This is a genomic window from Limimaricola cinnabarinus (assembly GCF_047631075.1).
Lineage (GTDB): Bacteria > Pseudomonadota > Alphaproteobacteria > Rhodobacterales > Rhodobacteraceae > Limimaricola > Limimaricola cinnabarinus.
This window is the reverse complement of sequence record NZ_JBLHYX010000005.1, coordinates 63,214-84,096: the sequence shown is the minus strand read 5'-3', so window position 1 is coordinate 84,096 and position 20,883 is coordinate 63,214. Positions and strand designations below refer to the sequence as shown.

Sequence of the window (20,883 nt, the reverse complement as noted above, 5' to 3'; positions counted from 1 at the left end):
GCTATCGGGGCCGCCACCGCGCGCGCCTCCCCCGGTCCCGCACGGGGCCGGGTTTTGGATTTTCGGCCATCTTCGGCCCCCGCCCATCCGATCCGCGGCACAGGACGCCGCATCCCCTGACACGGAGACCCAGATGACCAGACCGATCCGAGGCGCCCCATGGAGCTGAGCATCCCCAAGATCCCCGTGGGCTCGTTGGCCGCCGACGGCTTCGACTGGCTCGAAACCAACCTCGCCATCGTCTTCGACACGCTGTCATGGCTGCTCGAAGGCATGATCGAGGGCATCCTGTGGATCCTTCAGACGCCGCCCGAACTCGTGGTCATCGCGGTCTTCGTCGGCCTCACCTGGGCGCTGCACCGCCGCTGGCAGCCCGCCCTTCTCGTGGCGCTGGGCTTTCTCTTCGTGCTCAACCAAGGCTATTGGGAGGAGACGACCGAGAGCCTGACGCTGGTGCTTTCGGCCTGCGTCGTGTGCATGGGCGTCGGTGTGCCGATCGGCATCGCCGTGGCGCACCGGCCGCGGCTCTACGCTTGGGTAGCCCCCGTGCTCGACCTGATGCAGACGCTGCCGACCTTCGTCTACCTGATCCCAGCCATCGTATTCTTTGGCATCGGCATGGTGCCGGGACTGATCGCCACGGTGATCTTCGTGCTGCCCGCACCGATCCGACTGACGCAGCTCGGCATCTCCAGCACGCCGACCTCGCTGGTGGAGGCCGCGCAGGCCTTCGGTGCGACGCCGCGCCAGCTTTTGTGGAAGGTCGAGCTGCCCTCGGCCTTTCCGCAGATCATGACCGGCCTGAACCAGACCATCATGCTGTCGCTGTCGATGGTTGTCATCGCGGCTCTCGTCGGGGCTGACGGGCTCGGCGTACCGGTCGTCCGGGCGCTCAATTCGGTCAACACCGCGCTCGGCTTCGAAAGCGGTTTCGTCATCGTCGTGGTCGCGATCATGCTCGACCGGGCGCTGCGGGTGAAACGGGGATGACCATGACCGACACGACCAAACGAAACGCCGTCGAGTTCGACGCCGTCAACATCGTCTTCGGCGACAAGCCCGAATCGGCCCTGCCCTTCATGGACAACGGGTTGGAGCGCGCCGAGATCGCCGAGGAGACCGATCAGGTGCTCGGCGTCCATGACTGCACGCTCGACGTTCCCGAGGCAGAGATCCTCGTCCTGATGGGTCTGTCGGGCTCGGGCAAGTCGACGCTGCTGCGCGCCGTGAACGGCCTCAACCCGGTGGTGCGCGGCGACGTTCGGGTGCGCATGAACGGTGAGATGGCTTCGGTCACTCAGGCCAACAAGAAGACCCTGCGCGAAATCCGTCTGCACCATGTCGCCATGGTGTTCCAGCAGTTCGGCCTGCTGCCGTGGCGCACGGTGCGCGACAACGTGGGCCTCGGGCTCGAGCTTGGCGGGATGTCGAAATCCGAGCGCCGCGACCGGGTCGAGACCGAGCTGGAGATGGTGGGCCTCGCCGACCGGGCCGACGCGCTGGTGGGCGAGCTGTCGGGCGGCATGCAGCAGCGCGTGGGCCTCGCCCGCGCCTTTGCCACCGACGCGCCGATCCTCCTGATGGACGAGCCCTTCTCGGCGCTCGACCCGCTGATCCGCTCGCGGCTTCAGGACGAGCTTCTGGATCTGCAGGCGCGCAAGCAGCGCACCATCATCTTCGTCAGTCACGATCTCGACGAGGCGTTCAAGCTCGGCAACCGCATCGCCATCATGGAAGGCGGCCGGATCGTGCAGGCGGGCACGCCGCGGCAGATCTTCACCAAGCCCGCCAATGGCTACGTGAAGGACTTCGTGGCGCATATGAACCCACTCGGCGTGCTCTGCGCGCGCGACGTGATGGACCCGGACGCCCATCTCGCGGCGGAAGGACAGGTGACGGCGGATACGCCGATCCTTGAGGTGATGGCCCTGATCCATGCCACGCCCGCCCCGCTCGACGTGACCGAGAAGGGCCGCGTCATCGGTCAGGTCAGTCCCGGCTCGATCCTCGAGCGTCTGGGCCAGATGCCTGCCGGTTGAGGGCCATGGCGTCGGGCGTGGCGGCGGTCAGGCCCCGTCGCGCCCGCGCCTCGCGCCAGGTGATGAACATCACCGCGCCCATGATGATCCCGCCGCCCAGAACCGTATAGGGATCGATCGGCTCGCCGAACAGGATCGCGCCGATCAGTACCGCCCAGACAAGCTGCAGGAAGGTCACCGGCTGCGTCACGGTGAGCGGCGCGGCGGCGAAGGCCCGGGTCATCGCGTAATGCCCCGAGGTGCCCAGACCGGCGGCGAGACACAGTTGCACGAGGACCATGAGTTCAGGCGTCTGCCACACCGGCAGCGCGAAGGGCAGCAGCCCCAGCGGCACCATCAGCGACAGCATCGCCACGATCACCTCGGCCGGCAGTTCGTTCGACAGCCGCTTGACCACGAGATAGCCCGAGGCGATCAGCACCGCCGTGCCAAGCATGGCGACATGGCCGGGGTCGATTTCGCGCAGGCCGGGACGCAGCACGATGAGCGCCCCGAGAAACGCCACGCCCACCGCGGCGAGGCGGCGGGGCGGCAGCGACTCTCCCATCAGGAGCGCAGCACCCAACGTCACCCAGATCGGGTTGAGGTAGTTGATCGCCGTCACGTCGCCCAAGGGAATGCGGGTGATCGCAAAGAACCACAGGCCGACCCCGAGGCTGTGCAACACCGCGCGCAGCCCCAGAAGCCGCCAGTGGCGCGGCGCAAGGCGCACCCGGCGCAGCGCCGGCAGCATGGGCAAGAGAAACGGCAGGCCGAGCGCGAAGCGCAGCAATGCCGTCTGCGCCGTGGGCAGGGCAGACCCCACCGCCTTGATCAGGACGGTCATGCCGACAAAGCACAGCCCGGCCGCCACCATCCAGCCGATGCCGGTGACGGGCGACCCTTCGGAACGCGAAATGGATGCCATGCTCATGCAATTCTCCCGCAGCTACAGGAGGGGAAACCACTGCGAGATGCAAGGCCGGGCCGGCTGCGAAGGGGCGCGGCCGGGTATGAGTATCTGAAGAGTGAAGTTGCCGTCAGCCGCCCCACATCAATCCGGCGGCAATGCTCCACATCACCAGCGCGATGAGCGCGTCGAGCACCCGCCAGGCGGCGGGGCGCGCGAAGACGGGCCGCAAGAGGCGAGCGCCATAGCCCAGAGCAAAGAAGAACACGAAGGAGGCGGTGACCGCGCCGCTGCCGAAAGCCCAGCTTCGGCCTTCGAAGCGCGAGGCGACCGAACCCAAAAGCACCAGCGTGTCGAGATAGACATGCGGGTTGAGCCAGGTCAGCGCAAGGCAGGTCAGCACCGCGCGGCGCAGCCCCGCCGCGCCGTCATCGGCGGCGCGCAGCGCCTCGCCGCCACGCCACGCAGCGATCAGCGCGCGTGCCCCGTAAACGATCAGGAAGGCCGCCCCGCCCCAGCGCAACAGCGGCGCGATCCACGGTGCGGCCTCGGCCAGCGCGGCAAAGCCCGAGATGCCCGCCGCGATCAGCACCGCGTCCGACACCGCGCAGGTCAGCACCACGGCGAGCACGTGATCGCCCCGGAGCCCCTGCCGCAGCACGAACGCGTTCTGTGCCCCTATGGCAAGGATCAGCGACAGCCCGAGCGCGAGCCCGGCGGCGAAGGCGGAGAGAAAACCGGCGTCCATGCGAGCGCCTTAGCCGCAGCCCCCGGACGCCGCAATCCTCAGAACGGCACGTCGTCCGCCGCATCGGCGGCGACGATGAACCGCGCCACCACCTTCTTCTGCCCGGCCTTGTCGAAGGCGATGTCGAGCTTGTCGCCCTCGACACCCATCACCTCGCCATAGCCGAACTTCTGGTGGAACACGCGGTCGCCCGCGGTGAAGGAGGACACCGCCGTCATGTCGATGGTGATGTTCTTGGCCTCCGCCGGCTGGCGCATCTGCCGCGCCTGCCCGCGCGCCTGCAGTCGCTTCCAGCCGGGCGAGTTGTAGACATCGGCCTTGGCGGCATTGTCGTGCAGCCGCGAACCCTGCGCCTCGGCGATCGCGGGTGAGGCCTGCGACGACATGCCCGCCGCGCCGTAAGTGCCACCGTAAAGACCCGGCGGCGTCAGCACCTCGACATGCGCCTCGGGCAATTCGTCGATGAAGCGCGAGGGCAGCTGGCTCTGCCACTGACCATAGACGCGGCGATTGGCTGCAAAGGAGATCGTGCAGACTGCCTCGGCGCGGGTGATGCCGACATAGGCAAGACGGCGCTCCTCCTCGAGGCCGCGCAGCCCGCTTTCGTCCATCGAGCGCTGCGACGGGAACAGACCGTCCTCCCAGCCCGGCAGGAAGACCATCGGAAACTCAAGACCCTTGGCCGCGTGCAGGGTCATGATCGACACCTTCTCGCCCGCGTCGTCCTGTGCGTGATCCATGATCAGCGCTACGTGTTCAAGAAAGCCCTGCAGGCTATCGAAGGCCTCGAGCGCCTTGACCAACTCCTTGAGGTTCTCGAGCCGCCCCGGCGCCTCCGGCGTCTTGTCGTTCTGCCACATGCCGGTGTAGCCGCTCTCGTCGAGGATCATCTCGGCCAGCTCGACATGGGTGTCGCTCTCGCTCACCACCTGCCCGTGCCAGCGGTCGAGCGCCTCGACGAGCACCGTCAGCTCCTTGAGGCCCTTGCCGCCCAGAAGCTTGGTCTGCACGACGATGCGTGCGCCCTCGACGAGGTTCACGCCGTTCGAGCGCGCGGCGCGCTGGATCGTCTGCACCGCCTTGTTGCCAAGGCCGCGTTTGGGCGTGTTGACGATCCGCTCGAAGGCGAGGTCGTCGTCGGGGCTGACGGCAAGGCGGAAATAAGCCATCGCGTCGCGAATCTCGAGCCGCTCATAGAAGCGCGGGCCGCCGATCACGCGATATGGCAGTCCGATGGTCAGGAAGCGGTCCTCGAAGGCGCGCATCTGGTGGCTGGCCCGCACGAGGATCGCCATGGAATCGAGACCCACGGGCGCCATGCCGCGCGTGCCGCGCTGCGCCGCCTCGATCTCCTCGCCGACCCAGCGGGCTTCCTCGTCGCCGTCCCAATGGCCGATCAGGCGGACCCTCTCGCCCTCCTGCTCCTCGGTCCAGAGCGTCTTGCCCAAGCGGCCCTTGTTGGCGGTGATCAGCCCCGAAGCCGCAGCGAGGATGTGCGGCGTGGAGCGGTAGTTCTGCTCCAGCCGGATCACCTCGGCACCCTCGAAATCCTTTTCGAAGCGCAGGATGTTGCCTACCTCGGCTCCACGCCAGCCATAGATCGACTGATCGTCGTCGCCGACACAGCAGATGTTCTTGTGGCCGCCCGCCAGCAGCCGCAGCCACAGATACTGCGCCGCGTTGGTGTCCTGATACTCGTCCACGAGGATGTAGCGGAACCAGCGCCGATACTGGTCGAGCACGTCGTCGCGGGTCTGGAAGATCGTGACCATATGCAGGAGAAGATCGCCGAAATCGACGGCATTGAGCTCTCTCAAGCGCAGCTGATAGGCAGCGTAGAGCTTGACGCCCTTGCCGTCATAAGCCGAGGCGTCGGCGGTGGGCACCTTGTCGGGCGTCAGCGCGCGGTTCTTCCAATCGTCGATGATCCCCGCCAGCATCCGCGCGGGCCAGCGCTTGTCGTCGATGTTCTCGGCCGCGACCAGTTGCTTGAGAAGCCTTATCTGGTCGTCGGTATCGAGGATGGTGAAGTTCGACTTCAGCCCGACCAGCTCGGCGTGACGGCGCAACAGCTTGACACAGATCGCATGAAAGGTGCCGAGCCATGGCAGCCCCTCGACCGCCTCGCCAAGCATCCTGCCGATCCGCTCCTTCATCTCGCGCGCGGCCTTGTTGGTGAAGGTCACGGCGAGGATCTCGTTGGGGCGCGCGCGTCCGGTGCGCATCAAATGCACGATCCGCGCGGTCAGCGCGCGGGTCTTGCCGGTCCCTGCGCCCGCCAGCATCAGCACAGGGCCGTCCATCGTCTCGACCGCGAGCCTCTGGGCCGGGTTCAGGCCCTCGAGATAGGGGGCGGCGCCGCCCGGCTGCGCCATGGCACGGCGCGACAGGGGCTGGGAGGCGGCCTCGAAGGCCTCGTCGTCGGAAAAGCTGCTCATGACGCCAATCTAGCCTCCGTCGCCCGCGAAGAAAAGCGGCGTTCCGTAAATGTTCACAATGTGGCAGAAACCGGCCAAATCCCTTGAAATCGTTTTATAATTCCACTGTTACGGTGGCGTGGATCAAAGCCGATTAACTCTTCGACAGCGCCTTTCTGTAAGTCTGCTCTCGCTCAAGCAGGATGCCGTCATGACCGAGATGCTCGACCGTCGCGCCCCCCCAAGACCGTTCTTCAACAAGCTCCTGATGCCATTTCTGGGGGCGGTTACCGTCGCCATGTGCCTGTCGGTCATCTACCTGCCCGCCCCTATCGTCGACCGGATGCTGCGTGACGACGTGCATCGCAAGGCGCAGGAATGGCGGTTGCGTGTCCTCGACGCCCTCGAAAGTGGTAGCGAAACCTTTGCCCGCGCCACCATTACGCGCGGTGACGAACTCTGGCTGTCGCAAGTTACGACCCTCTCCGAGATCTACTGCTTCAAGCTCATCGCGGCGGAAGGCCAGATATTCTGGTCGACGCAAGCCGAGGACATCGGCGTTGTCAACGAGATGCCGTTCTTTCGAAGGATCGTCGCAGCCGGGAATCCTTATTACCAGGCCGAGGACAGACCGGTGTCCGAGGTCGATGATCATTTCCTTCGCTCCGCTTCGAGCAATCGCGCGGAACTCTACGAGGATGAAACCGGAAAGCTGATGCGGATCGCCGAGATTCACGAGCCGATCCTGCAGAATGGTCGCGTCGTCGGTGCAATCGCGTTCTATACCGATCTGACCGAATTGCGCGCGATCTTCGTGGACCGATTGGAAAGGATTTTCATCGCGCTGTCTGTCGTTTCTCTGCTGATGCTCGTGGTGACGAGCACCGTGATCCGAAGATCGGGCCGCATGCAGCTGCGCGTCATAAACCAGCGTGCCGAACAGGAACGTCAGATGATGGCCGAACAGATGCGGCTCGCGCGAAACGTGCGGCTTCTGGGGGAATTGAACGAATGGCTGCAGTCGTCGCGTTCATTGGACGAGCTTTTCAAGATGGTCGGCCGTTTCATGAGCCACATCCTTCCGAACAGTGAAGGCAGCGTCTATGTCTATTCGAGTTCGAGGGACGTGCTCGTCGGCTCGGCAAGCTGGAATGGCGGGCATCATTGCGACCACATCCGCGCCGAGGATTGCTGGGGCCTGCGGCGGGGCCGGACCTATACATTCGGCAGCGCGGAAGTCGATTTCCCCTGCAGCCACTCCGAAAGCCAGGATGACCGTCCATCCTTCTGCTTTCCGGTTCTCGCACATGGCGAGACGGTCGGCCTTTTGCATCTCAAGGCCAAGGACAACGTGCCGCTCGAAGAATTCCGCGCCAGTCAGAGGCTTGCCCAGATGTGTGCCGAGCAGATCAGCCTTGCCATCGCCAACGTGCAGATGCGCGACCAATTGCACGACCGCTCGATCCGCGACCCGCTCACCGGGCTCTACAACCGCCGCCATCTGACCGAGACCCTGCGCCGTCAACTCGAACAGGCGCACCGCGAGGAGCGGCCGCTGTCGATTCTGTCGATCGACGTGGATCACTTCAAGCGGTTCAACGACACCCATGGCCATGATGCGGGCGATATGGTGCTGCGCGCCGTGGCTTCGGTGTTCGAACAGGTCTGCGAGGGCGACGAGACCGCCTGCCGCATGGGCGGCGAGGAATTCATGCTGCTTCTGCCCGACCTCGGCCTGCCCGCGGCCGCCTTGCGCGCCGAGGCGCTGCGCGGCGCGGTCGAACGGATCAATGTGCGCTACGGCGAAAAGAGCCTGCCGCGCATCACCATCTCGGTCGGCGTTGCGGTCCACCCTGAGGATGGCACCATGCCGCAACAGCTGATGAAGGCCGCCGACGACGCGCTTTATGATGCCAAGGGGCGCGGCCGCAATCGGGTGGCGATCGCGGGCGAGGACGATCCTACGCAGGCAGAGGTCGCCGCACTACACGCGAGCCCGTCTCCGACACCACGGGAGGAGGCCGTGGCTTGAACTTCCGTTAGCGCTATCAGTAGCGTGGAACGGGTCCGTGGCCACAGCATCTCGGGGCTATACTGCACCGCAGAAAGTCCTAGACTGCGCCCGACCAAACGGAAGGGGTGGACATGGCCGAGTTCGAGAAGATCCTTATCGCCAACCGCGGCGAGATCGCGATCCGCGTGATGCGGGCGGCAAACGAGATGGGCAAGAAGACCGTCGCGGTCTATGCCGAGGAGGACAAGCTCAGCCTGCATCGCTTCAAGGCGGACGAGGCGTACCGCATCGGCGAGGGTCTGGGCCCGGTGCAGGCTTACCTTTCGATCGAAGAGATCATCCGCGTTGCCAAGATGTCGGGCGCCGACGCGATCCACCCCGGTTACGGCCTGCTCTCCGAAAACCCCGATTTCGTCGACGCCTGCACCGCCGCCGGCATCACCTTCATCGGCCCCAAGGCCAAGACCATGCGCGAACTGGGCGACAAGGCCAGCGCCCGGCGCGTCGCGGTCGAGGCGGGGGTGCCGGTGATCCCCGCGACCGAGGTGCTTGGCGACGACATGGCCGCGATCCGCAAGGAAGCCGCCGAGGTCGGCTACCCGCTCATGCTCAAGGCAAGCTGGGGCGGCGGCGGCCGCGGCATGCGGCCGATCATGGATGAGAGCGAACTCGAGGAGAAGGTCCGCGAGGGCCGCCGCGAGGCCGAGGCCGCCTTCGGCAACGGTGAGGGCTACCTCGAGAAGATGATCATCCGCGCCCGCCATGTCGAGGTACAGATCCTCGGCGACCAGCACGGCCAGATCTACCATCTCTGGGAACGCGATTGTTCGGTTCAGCGCCGTAACCAGAAGGTCGTCGAGCGCGCCCCCGCCCCCTATCTCTCCGAGACCCAGCGCGAGAAGATCTGCAATCTCGGTCGCCAGATCTGCGCCCATGTGAATTACGAATGCGCCGGCACGGTCGAGTTCCTGATGGACATGGATTCGGGCGAATTCTACTTCATCGAGGTGAACCCCCGCGTGCAGGTCGAGCACACCGTGACCGAGGAGGTCACCGGCATCGACATCGTGCGCGCGCAGATCCTCATCGCCGAGGGCAAGTCGATCGTCGAGGCCACCGGCTGCGCCTCGCAATACGACGTGCAGCTCGACGGCCATGCGCTGCAGTGCCGGGTCACCACCGAAGACCCGCATAACAGCTTCATCCCCGATTACGGCCGGATCCAGACCTACCGCTCGGCGACCGGCCCCGGCATCCGCCTCGATGGCGGTACCGCCTATTCGGGTGCGGTGATCACCCGGTTCTACGATTCGCTTCTGACCAAGGTGACGGCGCGCGCGCAGACGCCCGAAATGGCGATCAAGCGGATGGACCGGGCGCTGCGGGAATTCCGCATCCGCGGCGTGAGCACGAACATCGACTTCGTGATCAACCTCCTCAAGCACCCGACCTTCCTGTCGAACCAGTACACCACCAAGTTCATCGACACGACGCCCGAGCTGTTCAAGTTCGACATGCGGCGCGACCGGGCGACGCGGCTGCTGACCTATGTGGCCGACATCACCGTCAACGGTCATCCCGAGACCGAAGGGCGGGCGCTGCCCTCCCGCGACGCCAAGCCGCCCCGCGCGCCCGCCCCGCGCGGTCACGAGATCAAGCCCGGCACGCGGCAGATCCTCGACGAACAGGGCCCCAAGGCCGTGGCCGACTGGATGAAGGCGCAAAAGCAGCTCCTGATCACCGACACCACGATGCGCGACGGGCACCAGTCGCTTCTGGCCACGCGGATGCGCTCGATCGACATGATCCGCGTCGCGCCCTCCTATGCCGCCAACCTGCCCGAGCTGTTCTCGGTCGAGTGCTGGGGCGGGGCGACCTTCGACGTGGCCTACCGTTTCTTGCAGGAATGCCCGTGGCAGCGGCTGCGCGACATTCGCAAGGCCATGCCCAACGTCATGACGCAGATGCTGCTGCGCGCTTCGAACGGGGTAGGCTACACCAACTATCCAGACAACGTGGTGCAAGGCTTCGTGGCCCGAGCCGCCAAATCGGGCGTCGACGTGTTCCGCGTCTTCGACAGTCTGAACTGGGTCGAGAACATGCGCGTCGCGATGGATGCGGTGATCGAGGCCGAGAAGGTCTGCGAGGGCACGATCTGCTACACCGGCAACATGCTCGATCCCAAAAGGTCGAAATACGACCTGAAATACTACGTCGCCATGGCCAAGGAACTGGAGAAGGCCGGGGCGCATGTGCTCGGCGTCAAGGACATGGCCGGCCTGCTCAAGGCCCCGGCGGCGACGCAGCTCTTCACCGCGCTCAAGGAAGAGGTCGGCCTACCGATCCATTTCCACACGCATGACACCTCGGGTGCTGCGATTTCGACCGTGCTCGCGGCCTCGGCGGCGGGCGTCGATGCGATCGACGCGGCGATGGACAGCTTCTCGGGCAACACCTCGCAGCCCACCTTGGGCTCGATCGTCGAGGCACTGAGTCAGACCGATCGCGACACCGGGCTCGACATCGAGGCGATCCGCGAGATCTCGAACTATTTCGAGCAGGTCCGCGCCCATTACGCTGCCTTCGAAAGCGGCCTGCAGGCTCCGGCCTCAGAGGTCTATCTGCACGAGATGCCCGGCGGGCAGTTCACCAACCTCAAGGCGCAGGCCCGCAGCCTCGGCCTTGAGGATCGCTGGCACGAGGTCGCCAAGACTTATGCCGAGGTGAACATGATGTTCGGCGACATCGTGAAGGTCACGCCGTCGTCGAAGGTCGTGGGCGACATGGCCCTGATGATGGTGAGCCAGGGGCTCACCCGCGCGCAGGTCGAGGACCCGAGCCACGACGTGTCCTTCCCCGACAGCGTCATCGACATGATGAAGGGCAATCTCGGTCAGCCGCCGGGCGGTTGGCCCACCGCGCTGCAGGCCAAGGTGCTCAAGGGCGAGAAGCCGCTCGGGGATCGTCCGGGCAAGCATCTCAAGCCCGTGGACATGGAAGCCGCGCGCGCCGAGGCGGCCGAGGCCACCGGGGAAGCCGAGATCGACGACGAGGATCTCAACGCCTACCTGATGTATCCGAAGGTCTTCACCGACTACGCCAAGCGGCACCAGCAATACGGTCCGGTGCGCACCCTGCCGACCCGGACCTTCTTCTACGGCATGGAGCCGGGCGAGGAGATCTCGGCCGAGATCGATCCGGGCAAGACGCTGGAGATCCGGCTGCAGGCTGTGGGCGAGACCACCGACGAGGGCGAGGTCCGGGTGTTCTTCGAACTCAATGGCCAGCCGCGCACGATCCGGGTGCCCAACCGCAAGGTCGCGGCCAAGACCGCCAAGCGCCCCAAGGCCGAGACCGGCAACCCCGCCCATGTCGGCGCGCCGATGCCCGGCGTGGTCTCGACCGTCGCGGCGCAGGCCGGGATGAAGGTCAAGCAGGGCGACATGCTGCTCACCATCGAAGCGATGAAGATGGAGACCGGCCTGCATGCCGAGCGCGACGGCACGATCAAGGCCGTGCATGTCACCCCCGGCGCGCAGATCGACGCCAAGGACCTGCTCGTCGAGATCGAGTGACGGCGGGAACCCGCCGAGGCCACCTGCGTTGCCCTCACGGCCCGGTCTTTCGACCGGGCCGTGTCGCACTGGCCGCAACGGACCCTTTCCATGCCCTTCCTAGAGCTTTTCTCCGACCCCGCCGTCTGGGCGTCGTTCCTAACGCTCACCATTCTCGAGATCGTGCTAGGCGTGGACAACGTCATCTTCATCTCGATCGCCGCCGCCCGCCTACCCGAGGCGCAGCGCCGCCGCGCGCGTGTCCTCGGTCTTGCCGGGGCGCTGGTGCTGCGGATCGGGCTGCTGTTCTCGATCGCCTGGATCGTTTCGCTTTCCGAGCCTTTCACCACGATTCTCGGCCATCCGCTGTCATGGCGCGACGTGATCCTGCTCGTGGGTGGAGCGTTCCTGATCTACAAGGCCGCGACCGAGATCTTCGCCGAGGTCGAGGGCGACAGTCACCACGGCAGCGACACCTCCGCCAAGGTCACCTTCTTCGGCGTAATCACCCAGATCATCGTCCTCGATCTGGTCTTCTCGCTCGACAGCGTCATCACCGCCGTGGGCATCGCCGACCATATCGAGGTGATGATCGCCGCCATCACCATCGCGATCCTGCTGATGATGGTCGCGGCCACCCCTATCGCCAATTTCGTCGAGCATCACCCCTCGACCAAGATGCTGGCGCTCGCCTTCCTCGTGATGGTCGGCATGTCGCTCGGGGCCGAAGGTCTGGGCTTTCATATCGAACGCGGCTTCATCTATGCGGCGATGGTCTTCGCAGGTGGGGTCGAAGCCCTGAACCTGTGGCGGCAGAAGCGGCGCATGCGGATCCGCATGGCGGCGGACAAGGTTCTCGCCACCCAAGGCGAACGCGCGGGCGTGATGCACCAGCACTGACGCCAGCCCCGAGCCTCCCTACCCCGCCCCGCCGGAGAAATCCGCGCGGGGCGTCGATTTTCCGCTTGCGGCCCCCCGCTGCCTTGGCTACATCCGCCACACGAAACGGAAGCGGGTGTAGCTCAGGGGTAGAGCATTACCTTGCCAAGGTAAGGGTCGAGAGTTCGAATCTCTTCACCCGCTCCAGTTTCGATCCCCTTCAGGATCAGCCGACAGCCGCGCCGCAAGCGCGGCTTTTCCGCGTTCGGCAGACTGTGCCGGGCTTCCGCGAGGTCGGAAGAATTTTCCGCTTTGCCCCCTTGCACCGGCCCATGGGCTTGGCTAAATCCGCCCCACGAAACGGATGCGGGTGTAGCTCAGGGGTAGAGCATTACCTTGCCAAGGTAAGGGTCGAGAGTTCGAATCTCTTCACCCGCTCCAGTTTCGGCCTTCCCCACATCGTCGTTCGTGGTCTTGGCCCCGGCTGGCTTGCCGCTTATAGGTGCGTCGAAACCAGCTGAGGGATGCCATGCGGACCGCCAAGATCACCCGCACCACCGCCGAGACGTCGATCGAGGTCGAGATCGATCTCGACGGCACCGGGGCCTATGACAACCAGACCGGCGTCGGCTTCTTCGACCACATGCTCGACCAGCTGTCGCGCCACGCGCTGATCGACATGCGGGTGCGTGCCAAGGGCGACCTGCATATCGACGATCATCACACCGTCGAGGACACCGGCATCGCGCTGGGACAAGCGCTGAAACAGGCGCTGGGCGACAAGACCGGCATTCGCCGCTACGGCTCGTGCCATCTCGCGATGGATGACGCGCAGGTGCGCTGCGCACTCGACCTCTCGGCGCGGCCCTTCCTGATCTGCAACCTCGGCTTTCGGTCGGGCAAGATCGGCAGCTTCGATACCGACCTGGTGCAAGAGTTCTTTCAGGCGCTCGCCACCCATGGCGGCATCACGCTGCATGTCGATCGCCTGCACGGTCACAATGCGCATCACGTCGCCGAGGCCGCCTTCAAATCCGTTGCCCGCGCCCTGCGCGAGGCGGTGGAGCCCGACCCGCGCCGCTCGGACGCGATCCCCTCGACCAAGGGGGCGCTATGAGCCTCACAGCGCTGATCGACTACGAGAGCGGCAACCTGCACTCGGCGCAGAAGGCTTTCGAGCGCATGGCGCGCGAGGGCGATGCGGGCGAGGTGATCGTCACCTCGCGCCCCGAGGACGTGGCCCGTGCCGACCGAATCGTGCTGCCCGGCGACGGGGCCTTTCCGCATTGCCGGAACGCGCTTTCGGCGCAGCCCGGCCTGCGCGAGGCGCTGGTCGAAGCGGTCGAGGTCAAGGGCCGGCCTTTCCTCGGGATCTGCGTCGGCATGCAGCTTCTGGCCGAAGTGGGCCACGAATACGAGCGCACCGAGGGCTTGGGCTGGATTCCGGGAGAGATCGTGAAGATCGACCCTGCCGATCCGAAGATGAAGGTGCCGCATATGGGTTGGAACGATCTGGTGATCGACCGCTCCCACCCGGTGCTGGAGGGTCTTTCGACCGGCGATCACGCCTATTTCGTGCATAGCTGGCAGTTCCGGCCCAGCGACCCGGACACGCTGCTCGCGCATGTCGATTACAGCGGAGCGGTGACGGCGGTGGTTGGGCGCGGCAACGTGGTCGGCGCGCAGTTCCACCCCGAGAAGAGCCAAGCCGCGGGGCTGCGGCTCATTGCCAATTTCCTGACTTGGGCACCCTGATGCCAAAAGGCCCGCGCCTGACGCGGGCCTTTCGTTTCACGAAAACGCTTATTTAAGGAATGCCGCGAGATCCTTGTAGAGCTTGTCGGCATGGGTCGCGGTGAGGCCGTGCGGCGCGTCGGCATATTCCTTGAGCGTCGCGTTCGAGCCTATGAGCTTCGCCGCGCGGCGGCCCGAGGGGTCGATCGGCACGGTCTCGTCCTTGCCGCCATGCACTACCAGCGTCGGCACCTTGAAAGCCGACATGTCGCCGGTGAAGTCGGTCTTGCCAAAGGCATCGACGCAATCGAGCGTGGCCTTGGGGCTGGCTTGCATCGCCATCATCAGCGACCAGTGCAGCACGCCCTCGCTCACGCCATGCACCATGCCCTGACCGTAGAAGGTCTTGAAGAAGTCCTTCAGGAACTGGGGCCGGTCCTTGCGCAGGCCCTCCTTGATGCCCTCGAACACGTCCGCCGTGACGCCATCGGGGTTCTTGTCGGATTTGAGCATTCCCGGCGCCACCGATGAGATCAGCCCGGCGGCACGGACATTGCGCCCATCATGGCGCGACATGTAACGGGCGACCTCGCCGCCCCCCATCGAGAAGCCGATGATGGCGGCGTCCTTTAGGTCCAGTTCGCGCATCACCGTGTCGAGATCGTCGGCCATGGTGTCGTAGTCGTAACCCGCAAAGGGCTGGCCCGACCGGCCAAAGCCGCGACGGTCATAGGCCACGACGCGGTGGCCGCTCTCGGCCAGCCGCACGGCTTGATACTCCCAGCTGTCGGAGTTGAGCGGCCAGCCGTGGATCAGCACCACGGGACGGCCTTCGCCCCAGTCCTTCACGTAAAGCTGGGTCTGGTCCTTGGTGGTCACGAGGGGCATGGGATGTCCTTTCCTGATCGTTGGGGCCATGATCTTTCGGCCCCGGTCATTCCGGACAGAACCTGCACGCCCCTCGCGCTGTTCCGAGGCTACTGCACCTTCTGCCAGACGCCGCCCTCGCGACAGAAGCCCAGCACACAGCCCGAGACCGACAGGCGGTCGCCTGCGAGCATCAGCTTGGAATTGTAGGTCTTGCCGTTGTCGGGGGCGAAGACCCGGCCGCGATATTCACCGCCGCCCTTGGCCACGGTTTCGGAGATGATGTTGCGCCCCAAATTGGGCGAGGCAATCTCGGCGCCATCTGGGCCGAAGGCCTTGACCAGTTGGCCGCAAAGCTGCGCGCCGCACGGGGCGACCTGCACGAGGCCGCTATTGCCGTTGTCGTCCGGCGCAGTGCGCCAGATGCCTTCCAACGGGTCGGCCGCGGCCGCCCCCGCCATCCCGATCAGCGCGCAAACCGCGAGCGCGAGTCTCTTCATGATCGTCTCCTCCTCAATCATGCGACAAAGCTGACGCGAAGGTCAGCCGAGCTGGCAAGGCTGACGTGGCGTTGCATCCTGCGCGCTTGCGTGCCACGAGGCGCGCGCAACACCCTGCCGGAGACAGCGCGATGATCCTCTACCCCGCCATCGACCTCAAGGACGGCCAAGCCGTGCGCCTGCTGCGCGGTGAGATGGACAAGGCAACCGTGTTCAACGACGACCCGGCGGCGCAAGCCCGCGCCTTCGTCGAGGCCGGGACCGAATGGCTGCACCTCGTCGACCTGAACGGCGCCTTCGCGGGCGCGCCGGTCAATGGCGCCGCGGTCGAGGCGATCCTTACGGCCTGCCCCGGCGTGCCAGCCCAGCTTGGCGGTGGCATCCGTGACATGGCGACCATCGAGGCATGGATCGACAAGGGTCTCGCCCGCGTGATTCTCGGCACCGTGGCGGTGGAGAACCCCGATCTCGTGCGCGAGGCTGCAAAAGCCTTTCCGGGCAAGGTTGCGGTCGGCCTCGATGCGCGCGAGGGGCGCGTGGCGACGCGCGGCTGGGCCGAGGAGACCGACGTGATGGTCACCGATCTGGCCAAGAGCTTCGAGAATGCGGGCGTGGCCGCGATCATCTACACCGACATCGCCCGAGACGGCGCGATGGCGGGCCCGAACGTTGCGGCGACCGAGGCGCTGGCGCGCGCCGTGTCGATCCCGGTGATCGCCTCGGGCGGCGTGTCGTCGCTCGACGACCTGAGGGCACTGAAGGCGACCGGCGTGATCGCCGGCGCGATCTCGGGCCGCGCGCTCTATGACGGCGCGATCGACCTTGCCGAGGCGCTGACGCTCCTGAACGATTGATGCGAAGGAGCGCCACGCGATCATGCGCGCGGCGCCCCCTCCGCTTCACTCTTCAAATATTCATGGCGCCCGCGCGGCCGGGAGCGCGCCGCGCCGGAACTATGCCCCGGCCGCGGCCTTGGCGAACTTCTCCAGCGCGTCCTCCATTTTCTCGATGGCCTCCAGATCGTCATCGACCTTCAGATCGTCGAAGGTCTCCTCCGGCTCCTCGTAAGCCACGAAAACCTGCCCCGATCCGTCATCATAGGCGAGGATCTTGAGCGGCAGGTAGAGCCCCGCCAGCGGGTCCTCCTGCATCACCGGCGTGCCGAGTTGCGGGTTGCCGAAGATCAACAATTGGCTATCGGCCAGCGTCATGCCCGCCTGTTCGGCCCCGGCACCGTGATCGACGCGCGCGAAGACGGTGGCCCCCGCTTCCGTCACCGCCGCCTCGAGACGGTCCATTACCTCCTCCACGCTGCCAGTGGCCTGCATGGTTTCGGTTTCGGCCATGGCCGGGGCGGCGAGGGTGGCGGCGGCGAGGCCGGCGAAAATCGTGCGTTTCATGTGAAATGCTCCCATTGTCCTGCCGACCAACGAGAAGCGCGGGCTTCCGTTCCGGCACTGGCCCCGCCGCGCCGAGGGCGCTAGAAGGGCCGCGACCGCAGGAGGGCCGCATATGCTCAAGACCCGCATCATTCCCTGTCTCGACGTGGCCGACGGCCGCGTGGTGAAGGGGGTCAATTTCGTGGACCTGCGCGACGCGGGCGACCCGGTGGACGCCGCGCGCGCCTATGACGCGGCCGGTGCCGACGAGCTGTGCTTTCTCGACATCCACGCCACGCATGAAAATCGCGGTACGATGTTCGACCTCGTCCGGCGCACCGCAGAAAGCTGCTACATCCCGCTCACCGTGGGGGGCGGCGTGCGCAGCCATCACGACGTGCGCGCGCTCCTGCTCGCGGGGGCCGACAAGGTGAGCTTCAACTCGGCGGCTGTCGCCGACCGCACGGTCGTCACCGAGGCCGCGCAACGCTTCGGCGCGCAATGCATCGTCGTGGCGATCGACGCCAAGACCGTGGAGCCGGGCCGTTGGGAGATCTTCACCCATGGCGGCCGCAAGACCACCGGCATCGACGCGGTCGAATTCGCCACCGATATGGAGCGGCGCGGCGCGGGGGAGATCCTGCTCACATCGATGGATCGCGATGGCACGCGGGCGGGGTTCAACCTGCCGCTCACCCGCGCCATCTCGGACGCGGTGGACATCCCGGTGATCGCGAGTGGAGGCGTCGGCACGCTCGACCACCTCGTCGAAGGTGTGACCGAGGGCGGCGCCAGCGCGGTGCTGGCGGCTTCGATCTTCCATTTCGGTACCTACACCATCGCCGAGGCCAAGGCGCATATGCAGGCCGCCGGCATTCCGATGAGGATGGCATGAGCCTGCATGATCTCGCCGCCACGATTCTCGCCCGCCGCGGCACCGACCCCGAGACCAGCTGGACCGCCAAGCTTTTGGCCAAAGGCCCCGAGAAATGCGCCGAGAAATTCGGCGAGGAGGCGGTCGAGGCGATCATCGAAGCGGTGAAGGGCGACCGTCAAAAGCTCGCTTCCGAGGCCGCCGACGCGCTCTATCACCTGCTGGTGATGTGCGCCGCGCGCGACGTGACGCTCGACGACATCGAGGCCGAACTGGCCCGGCGCGAGGGCCGCTCGGGACTGGACGAAAAGGCGGCACGGCTGCGCTGATCGTCATGGCCCCGCCGCCGTGCCACGACGGCGGGGCCTATCAAGCGTCGTCGGTTCAGGCGGCCTTGTCGGCAGGGCTCCATGCGAACTTCTGGAACGGCTTGTCCACCGGCGTGTCGGCGAGGTGGTTGGTGTAATTCGACATGATCTTCTGGCTGTAGCCGAGGATCACTTCGAGGATCTGGCGTTTGGTGAAGCCCGCGTCGAGGAAGGCCTGCACTGAGGCGTCATCCACGTTGCCGTGACCCCGCACCAGCTTCAGCGTGAAGTCACGCAGCGCTTCGAGACGGGCGTTGGGCAGCGGCGTGCCGTCGCGCAGGGCATCGGTGATCGCGTCGTCCACGCCCATGCTCTTGGCGATGCCGGTATGGGCCGGGACGCAGTAATGGCAGGCATTCTCGACGTTCACGGTCTGCCACACGACGGTCAGCTCATCCTTGTCGAAGCTCGAATTCATGAAAAGCTCGTGCACGCGCTGGTAGGCGTCGAGCAGACCGGGGGCCTCGGCCATGACGGCATGCAGGCCGGGAACCATGCCGAAGGCGGCGCGCGACTTGGCGAGCAGCGGCTTGCTCTCTTCGGGGGCGGTGGTTTCGTCGTGCAGGGTGAAGGTCGTCATGGAAAACTCCGTAGGGTCGGGGGGCGTCTGGGCCCAGGATACCGCAACAGATAGCTGATTTGAGTGATCACTCAATGCTTGATTTGAGCGATCACTCAATTTTGAGCATTCGCTTTTGCGCGAAGGACGGGACATTCGCCCCGCCCTCTCCTATCTTTCGCTGTATGACACGAGCTCGACCCTATGACCGCAATGTGGCGTTGGACGCCGCGCTGAGCCTGTTCTGGCGCAAGGGCTATCACGCGACCTCGCTGAAGGATCTCGAAGTGGCGCTGCGGATGAAGCCCGGCAGCATTTACGCCGCCTTCGACAGCAAGCACGCGCTCTACCTGTCGGTGCTCGAACGTTATTTCCTGCGGACCCGGGATGAACTCAGGACGCTGCGCGACGGCTCCGGCCCTGTGCTCAAAGGCTTGGCCGAGCACCTGCGAGGCGTGGCGCGACGCGAGGCGCATGATCCCGGTCGCAGCGCCTGCATGCTGGTGCGCACGATGCTCGACGCCACGGCTGGCGAAGCCGAACTTGGTGCCCGGGCGCGCTCATATCTCGACGCGATCCGCGACGAGATCGAGGCGGCGTTCCGGCAGGCGCGGGCTGATGGAGAACTGCCCGACCAAGCCGATACCGCTTTGCTGGCCCAGCGCTACCAGTCAAACATGACCGCCTTGCGGATCGAGGCGCATCGCGGCCTCGGGGATGCGGCACTGATCGGGCTGGCGGAACAGATGGCGCAGGAAATCGAAGCGCTCGGCTCTGCGCGCCTCGCCTCCCCCGCCCAAGGCATAAACCAATAAAAAAAGCCCGGGCATGGCCCGGGCTTCAAGGTGTGGAACGAGGGACAGTGAAATGAAACGCATATGTTCCAGATACGCGCATCTATGAAACGATCTTACCTCGATTTGGTTCCCGAAGAAGCTGCACTCCCAGAGTTGTGAAGAACGCGTCAACTGTCGTGTCTCAGCTGCGCAACTGTCCCCGCGCCGCATAAAGCGCCACGGCCGCGGCGTTCGAGACATTGAGCGAGCCGAAGCCGCCGGCCGCATCAATCCGCACCAGCGCGTCGCAGGTCTCGCGCGTCCGTTCCCGCAACCCCGGCCCTTCCGCTCCGAGCACCAGCGCCACGGGCCGGTCGCGCTTGCCTTCAAGAGCCTCCTCGATCGAGGTTTCGGCCTCGCCTGCCAGACCCAGCACGAGATAGCCCATCTCCTTGAGCCGGCCCATGGTGTCGGCGAGGTTGCGCACCCGCAGGTAGGGTTGCCGTTCCAGCGCGCCGGACGCGGTCTTGGCCAGCGCCCCGGTTTCGGGCGCGGAATGCCTCTGCACCCCGATCACCGCAAGGGCGCCGAACACCTCCGAAGAGCGCAGGATCGCGCCGACATTGTGCGGATCGGTCACCCGATCAAGCAGCAGCAGCCGCGCCGGACCGGCCTTGTCGCCGCGGTCGCCGCCCAGCGCCACGTCGTCGAGCGAGCCCCAGTCGAGCGGCTTCGCTTCCAGCGCCGCCCCCTGATGCACCGAGTCGGGGTCGATGGGGGCGGCGAACTTGCGCGGGTCCGAAACCTCGGGCTCCATGCCGCTTGCCGCGATGGCGTCCTCGAGCTTGGATTGCGCGTTCAGCGTCACCACGAGGCGCAGCCGTTCGCGGCGCGGGTTCAAAAGGGCGTCGCGGACCGCGTGCAGGCCGAAGAGCCAGACCGTCTCGGCGGCCGAGGCGCGCTTGGACTGTTCCTTCTCGATCACCCATTTCGGCTTTTTCATGACGCTCTCCGCTTGGCTCAGGCCCCGCCTGCTTGCGCGTTCGCGTCTGCGAAGTCCAGCCGAAGCGCCGCGCGTGCCGCGCCGTCGCGGAAGCCGGATTTTGAGGTTGACGCCCTCAAGCCCAGCGCCTATTCCCGCTCTCGCACCGGGTCGAGGCCCGGCTGCGGGCGACGAGCTGCAAGGTGCGGCAGCGGACTGTAACTCCGCCGGGGAGACCCACGCCTGGTTCGATTCCAGGGTCGCCCACCACTCCCCCCCTTTTCCGCGTTGGTGGTTTGACCGC

19 protein-coding genes and 3 tRNA genes are annotated in these 20,883 nt (G+C 65.9%); 14 read left to right on the top strand and 8 right to left on the bottom strand.

The window, feature by feature from the left end:
- Nucleotides 1-159 precede the first annotated feature (159 nt).
- Together choW and choV are read left to right on the top strand one after the other, a co-directional pair.
- A complete protein-coding gene (gene choW / locus ACJASC_RS05855; protein WP_415144330.1) occupies nucleotides 160-990 on the top strand; it encodes a choline ABC transporter permease subunit in 831 nt (276 codons plus the stop codon).
- 2 nt (nucleotides 991-992) lie between these two features.
- The gene (gene choV / locus ACJASC_RS05850; RefSeq protein WP_045319533.1) at nucleotides 993-2,039 is read left to right on the top strand and encodes a choline ABC transporter ATP-binding protein; all 1,047 of its coding nucleotides are present in this window, start codon (nucleotides 993-995) and stop codon (nucleotides 2,037-2,039) included.
- Here the strand turns inward: choV and ACJASC_RS05845 are convergent.
- The 3 genes from ACJASC_RS05845 to ACJASC_RS05835 all read right to left on the bottom strand — a co-directional run bounded on the left by ACJASC_RS05845 (nucleotide 1,990) and on the right by ACJASC_RS05835 (nucleotide 6,114).
- The gene (locus ACJASC_RS05845) at nucleotides 1,990-2,952 is read right to left on the bottom strand and encodes a DMT family transporter (protein WP_415144328.1); all 963 of its coding nucleotides are present in this window, start codon (nucleotides 2,950-2,952) and stop codon (nucleotides 1,990-1,992) included. The genes choV and ACJASC_RS05845 overlap by 50 nt on opposite strands.
- A 106-nt stretch (nucleotides 2,953-3,058) precedes the next feature.
- Nucleotides 3,059-3,676: a LysE/ArgO family amino acid transporter gene (locus tag ACJASC_RS05840; protein ID WP_415144326.1), complete on the bottom strand. Its 618-nt coding sequence runs from the start codon at nucleotides 3,674-3,676 to the stop codon at nucleotides 3,059-3,061.
- 38 nt (nucleotides 3,677-3,714) lie between these two features.
- The gene (locus ACJASC_RS05835; protein ID WP_021692180.1) at nucleotides 3,715-6,114 is read right to left on the bottom strand and encodes an ATP-dependent helicase; all 2,400 of its coding nucleotides are present in this window, start codon (nucleotides 6,112-6,114) and stop codon (nucleotides 3,715-3,717) included.
- Nucleotides 6,115-6,304: 190 nt separating this feature from the next.
- Here ACJASC_RS05835 and ACJASC_RS05830 point away from each other — a divergent pair, with 190 nt between their 5' ends.
- The 7 genes from ACJASC_RS05830 (at nucleotide 6,305) to hisH (ending at nucleotide 14,295) form a co-directional block, all read left to right on the top strand.
- Nucleotides 6,305-8,125: a sensor domain-containing diguanylate cyclase gene (locus ACJASC_RS05830; RefSeq protein ID WP_415144323.1), complete on the top strand. Its 1,821-nt coding sequence runs from the start codon at nucleotides 6,305-6,307 to the stop codon at nucleotides 8,123-8,125.
- Nucleotides 8,126-8,238: 113 nt separating this feature from the next.
- Nucleotides 8,239-11,682: a pyruvate carboxylase gene (locus ACJASC_RS05825; RefSeq protein ID WP_415144321.1), complete on the top strand. Its 3,444-nt coding sequence runs from the start codon at nucleotides 8,239-8,241 to the stop codon at nucleotides 11,680-11,682.
- A gap of 90 nt (nucleotides 11,683-11,772) precedes the next feature.
- A complete protein-coding gene (locus ACJASC_RS05820; RefSeq protein WP_415144319.1) occupies nucleotides 11,773-12,561 on the top strand; it encodes a TerC family protein in 789 nt (262 codons plus the stop codon).
- Nucleotides 12,562-12,672: 111 nt separating this feature from the next.
- Nucleotides 12,673-12,747, top strand: a tRNA-Gly gene (locus ACJASC_RS05815).
- Nucleotides 12,748-12,906: 159 nt separating this feature from the next.
- Nucleotides 12,907-12,981 (top strand) — tRNA-Gly (locus tag ACJASC_RS05810).
- Nucleotides 12,982-13,069: 88 nt separating this feature from the next.
- On the top strand, nucleotides 13,070-13,657 hold the full coding sequence (hisB, locus tag ACJASC_RS05805) for an imidazoleglycerol-phosphate dehydratase HisB (RefSeq protein WP_415144317.1): 588 nt from the start codon (nucleotides 13,070-13,072) through the stop codon (nucleotides 13,655-13,657).
- The gene (hisH, locus tag ACJASC_RS05800; RefSeq protein ID WP_415144315.1) at nucleotides 13,654-14,295 is read left to right on the top strand and encodes an imidazole glycerol phosphate synthase subunit HisH; all 642 of its coding nucleotides are present in this window, start codon (nucleotides 13,654-13,656) and stop codon (nucleotides 14,293-14,295) included. The genes hisB and hisH overlap by 4 nt, the downstream gene beginning before the upstream one ends.
- 48 nt (nucleotides 14,296-14,343) lie before the next feature.
- Here the strand turns inward: hisH and ACJASC_RS05795 are convergent, their stop codons facing one another.
- Together ACJASC_RS05795 and ACJASC_RS05790 are read right to left on the bottom strand one after the other, a co-directional pair.
- On the bottom strand, nucleotides 14,344-15,162 hold the full coding sequence (locus ACJASC_RS05795; RefSeq protein ID WP_415144313.1) for an alpha/beta fold hydrolase: 819 nt from the start codon (nucleotides 15,160-15,162) through the stop codon (nucleotides 14,344-14,346).
- A gap of 89 nt (nucleotides 15,163-15,251) precedes the next feature.
- Complete coding sequence (locus ACJASC_RS05790) at nucleotides 15,252-15,641, bottom strand: DUF2147 domain-containing protein (RefSeq protein ID WP_415144311.1); 390 nt, start codon at nucleotides 15,639-15,641, stop codon at nucleotides 15,252-15,254.
- Nucleotides 15,642-15,772: 131 nt separating this feature from the next.
- Between ACJASC_RS05790 and hisA the strand changes: the two genes are divergently transcribed.
- Entirely contained in the window at nucleotides 15,773-16,495 is a 723-nt protein-coding gene (hisA, locus tag ACJASC_RS05785) for a 1-(5-phosphoribosyl)-5-[(5-phosphoribosylamino)methylideneamino]imidazole-4-carboxamide isomerase (RefSeq protein WP_415144309.1), read from the top strand.
- Nucleotides 16,496-16,594: 99 nt separating this feature from the next.
- Here the strand turns inward: hisA and ACJASC_RS05780 are convergent, their stop codons facing one another.
- The gene (locus ACJASC_RS05780; protein ID WP_415144307.1) at nucleotides 16,595-17,041 is read right to left on the bottom strand and encodes a DUF302 domain-containing protein; all 447 of its coding nucleotides are present in this window, start codon (nucleotides 17,039-17,041) and stop codon (nucleotides 16,595-16,597) included.
- A 112-nt stretch (nucleotides 17,042-17,153) separates the two neighbouring features.
- On the opposite strand from ACJASC_RS05780, the gene hisF reads away from it, so the two are divergent.
- Nucleotides 17,154-17,915: an imidazole glycerol phosphate synthase subunit HisF gene (hisF, locus tag ACJASC_RS05775; protein WP_415144305.1), complete on the top strand. Its 762-nt coding sequence runs from the start codon at nucleotides 17,154-17,156 to the stop codon at nucleotides 17,913-17,915.
- Nucleotides 17,912-18,223: a phosphoribosyl-ATP diphosphatase gene (locus ACJASC_RS05770; protein WP_415144303.1), complete on the top strand. Its 312-nt coding sequence runs from the start codon at nucleotides 17,912-17,914 to the stop codon at nucleotides 18,221-18,223. Before hisF ends, ACJASC_RS05770 begins: the two co-directional genes overlap by 4 nt.
- Before the next feature lie 55 nt (nucleotides 18,224-18,278).
- Here ACJASC_RS05770 and ACJASC_RS05765 read toward each other — a convergent pair whose 3' ends face one another.
- On the bottom strand, nucleotides 18,279-18,842 hold the full coding sequence (locus tag ACJASC_RS05765; protein ID WP_021692193.1) for a carboxymuconolactone decarboxylase family protein: 564 nt from the start codon (nucleotides 18,840-18,842) through the stop codon (nucleotides 18,279-18,281).
- Between the two features lie 194 nt (nucleotides 18,843-19,036).
- On the opposite strand from ACJASC_RS05765, the gene ACJASC_RS05760 reads away from it, so the two are divergent.
- On the top strand, nucleotides 19,037-19,636 hold the full coding sequence (locus ACJASC_RS05760; RefSeq protein WP_415144300.1) for a TetR/AcrR family transcriptional regulator: 600 nt from the start codon (nucleotides 19,037-19,039) through the stop codon (nucleotides 19,634-19,636).
- Between the two features lie 163 nt (nucleotides 19,637-19,799).
- Here ACJASC_RS05760 and rlmB read toward each other — a convergent pair whose 3' ends face one another.
- Complete coding sequence (gene rlmB, locus ACJASC_RS05755) at nucleotides 19,800-20,600, bottom strand: 23S rRNA (guanosine(2251)-2'-O)-methyltransferase RlmB (protein ID WP_415144298.1); 801 nt, start codon at nucleotides 20,598-20,600, stop codon at nucleotides 19,800-19,802.
- Between the two features lie 165 nt (nucleotides 20,601-20,765).
- Here rlmB and ACJASC_RS05750 point away from each other — a divergent pair.
- Nucleotides 20,766-20,849 (top strand) — tRNA-Tyr (locus tag ACJASC_RS05750).
- Nucleotides 20,850-20,883 lie beyond the last annotated feature (34 nt).

Excerpts from the sequence above, each read along its gene's own strand:
- ACJASC_RS05840 (WP_415144326.1), bottom strand. The coding sequence starts at position 3,676 with ATGGACGCCGGTTTTCTCTCCGCCTTCGCCGCCGGGCTCGCGCTCGGG.
- ACJASC_RS05825 (WP_415144321.1), top strand. The coding sequence starts at position 8,239 with ATGGCCGAGTTCGAGAAGATCCTTATCGCCAACCGCGGCGAGATCGCG.
- choW (WP_415144330.1), top strand. The coding sequence starts at position 160 with ATGGAGCTGAGCATCCCCAAGATCCCCGTGGGCTCGTTGGCCGCCGAC.
- ACJASC_RS05765 (WP_021692193.1), bottom strand. The coding sequence starts at position 18,842 with ATGACGACCTTCACCCTGCACGACGAAACCACCGCCCCCGAAGAGAGC.
- ACJASC_RS05780 (WP_415144307.1), bottom strand. The coding sequence starts at position 17,041 with ATGAAACGCACGATTTTCGCCGGCCTCGCCGCCGCCACCCTCGCCGCC.
- ACJASC_RS05795 (WP_415144313.1), bottom strand. The coding sequence starts at position 15,162 with ATGCCCCTCGTGACCACCAAGGACCAGACCCAGCTTTACGTGAAGGAC.
- hisB (WP_415144317.1), top strand. The coding sequence starts at position 13,070 with ATGCGGACCGCCAAGATCACCCGCACCACCGCCGAGACGTCGATCGAG.
- ACJASC_RS05845 (WP_415144328.1), bottom strand. The coding sequence starts at position 2,952 with ATGAGCATGGCATCCATTTCGCGTTCCGAAGGGTCGCCCGTCACCGGC.
- choV (WP_045319533.1), top strand. The coding sequence starts at position 993 with ATGACCGACACGACCAAACGAAACGCCGTCGAGTTCGACGCCGTCAAC.
- rlmB (WP_415144298.1), bottom strand. The coding sequence starts at position 20,600 with ATGAAAAAGCCGAAATGGGTGATCGAGAAGGAACAGTCCAAGCGCGCC.
- ACJASC_RS05770 (WP_415144303.1), top strand. The coding sequence starts at position 17,912 with ATGAGCCTGCATGATCTCGCCGCCACGATTCTCGCCCGCCGCGGCACC.
- ACJASC_RS05835 (WP_021692180.1), bottom strand. The coding sequence starts at position 6,114 with ATGAGCAGCTTTTCCGACGACGAGGCCTTCGAGGCCGCCTCCCAGCCC.
- ACJASC_RS05820 (WP_415144319.1), top strand. The coding sequence starts at position 11,773 with ATGCCCTTCCTAGAGCTTTTCTCCGACCCCGCCGTCTGGGCGTCGTTC.
- ACJASC_RS05790 (WP_415144311.1), bottom strand. The coding sequence starts at position 15,641 with ATGAAGAGACTCGCGCTCGCGGTTTGCGCGCTGATCGGGATGGCGGGG.
- ACJASC_RS05830 (WP_415144323.1), top strand. The coding sequence starts at position 6,305 with ATGACCGAGATGCTCGACCGTCGCGCCCCCCCAAGACCGTTCTTCAAC.
- hisA (WP_415144309.1), top strand. The coding sequence starts at position 15,773 with ATGATCCTCTACCCCGCCATCGACCTCAAGGACGGCCAAGCCGTGCGC.
- hisF (WP_415144305.1), top strand. The coding sequence starts at position 17,154 with ATGCTCAAGACCCGCATCATTCCCTGTCTCGACGTGGCCGACGGCCGC.
- hisH (WP_415144315.1), top strand. The coding sequence starts at position 13,654 with ATGAGCCTCACAGCGCTGATCGACTACGAGAGCGGCAACCTGCACTCG.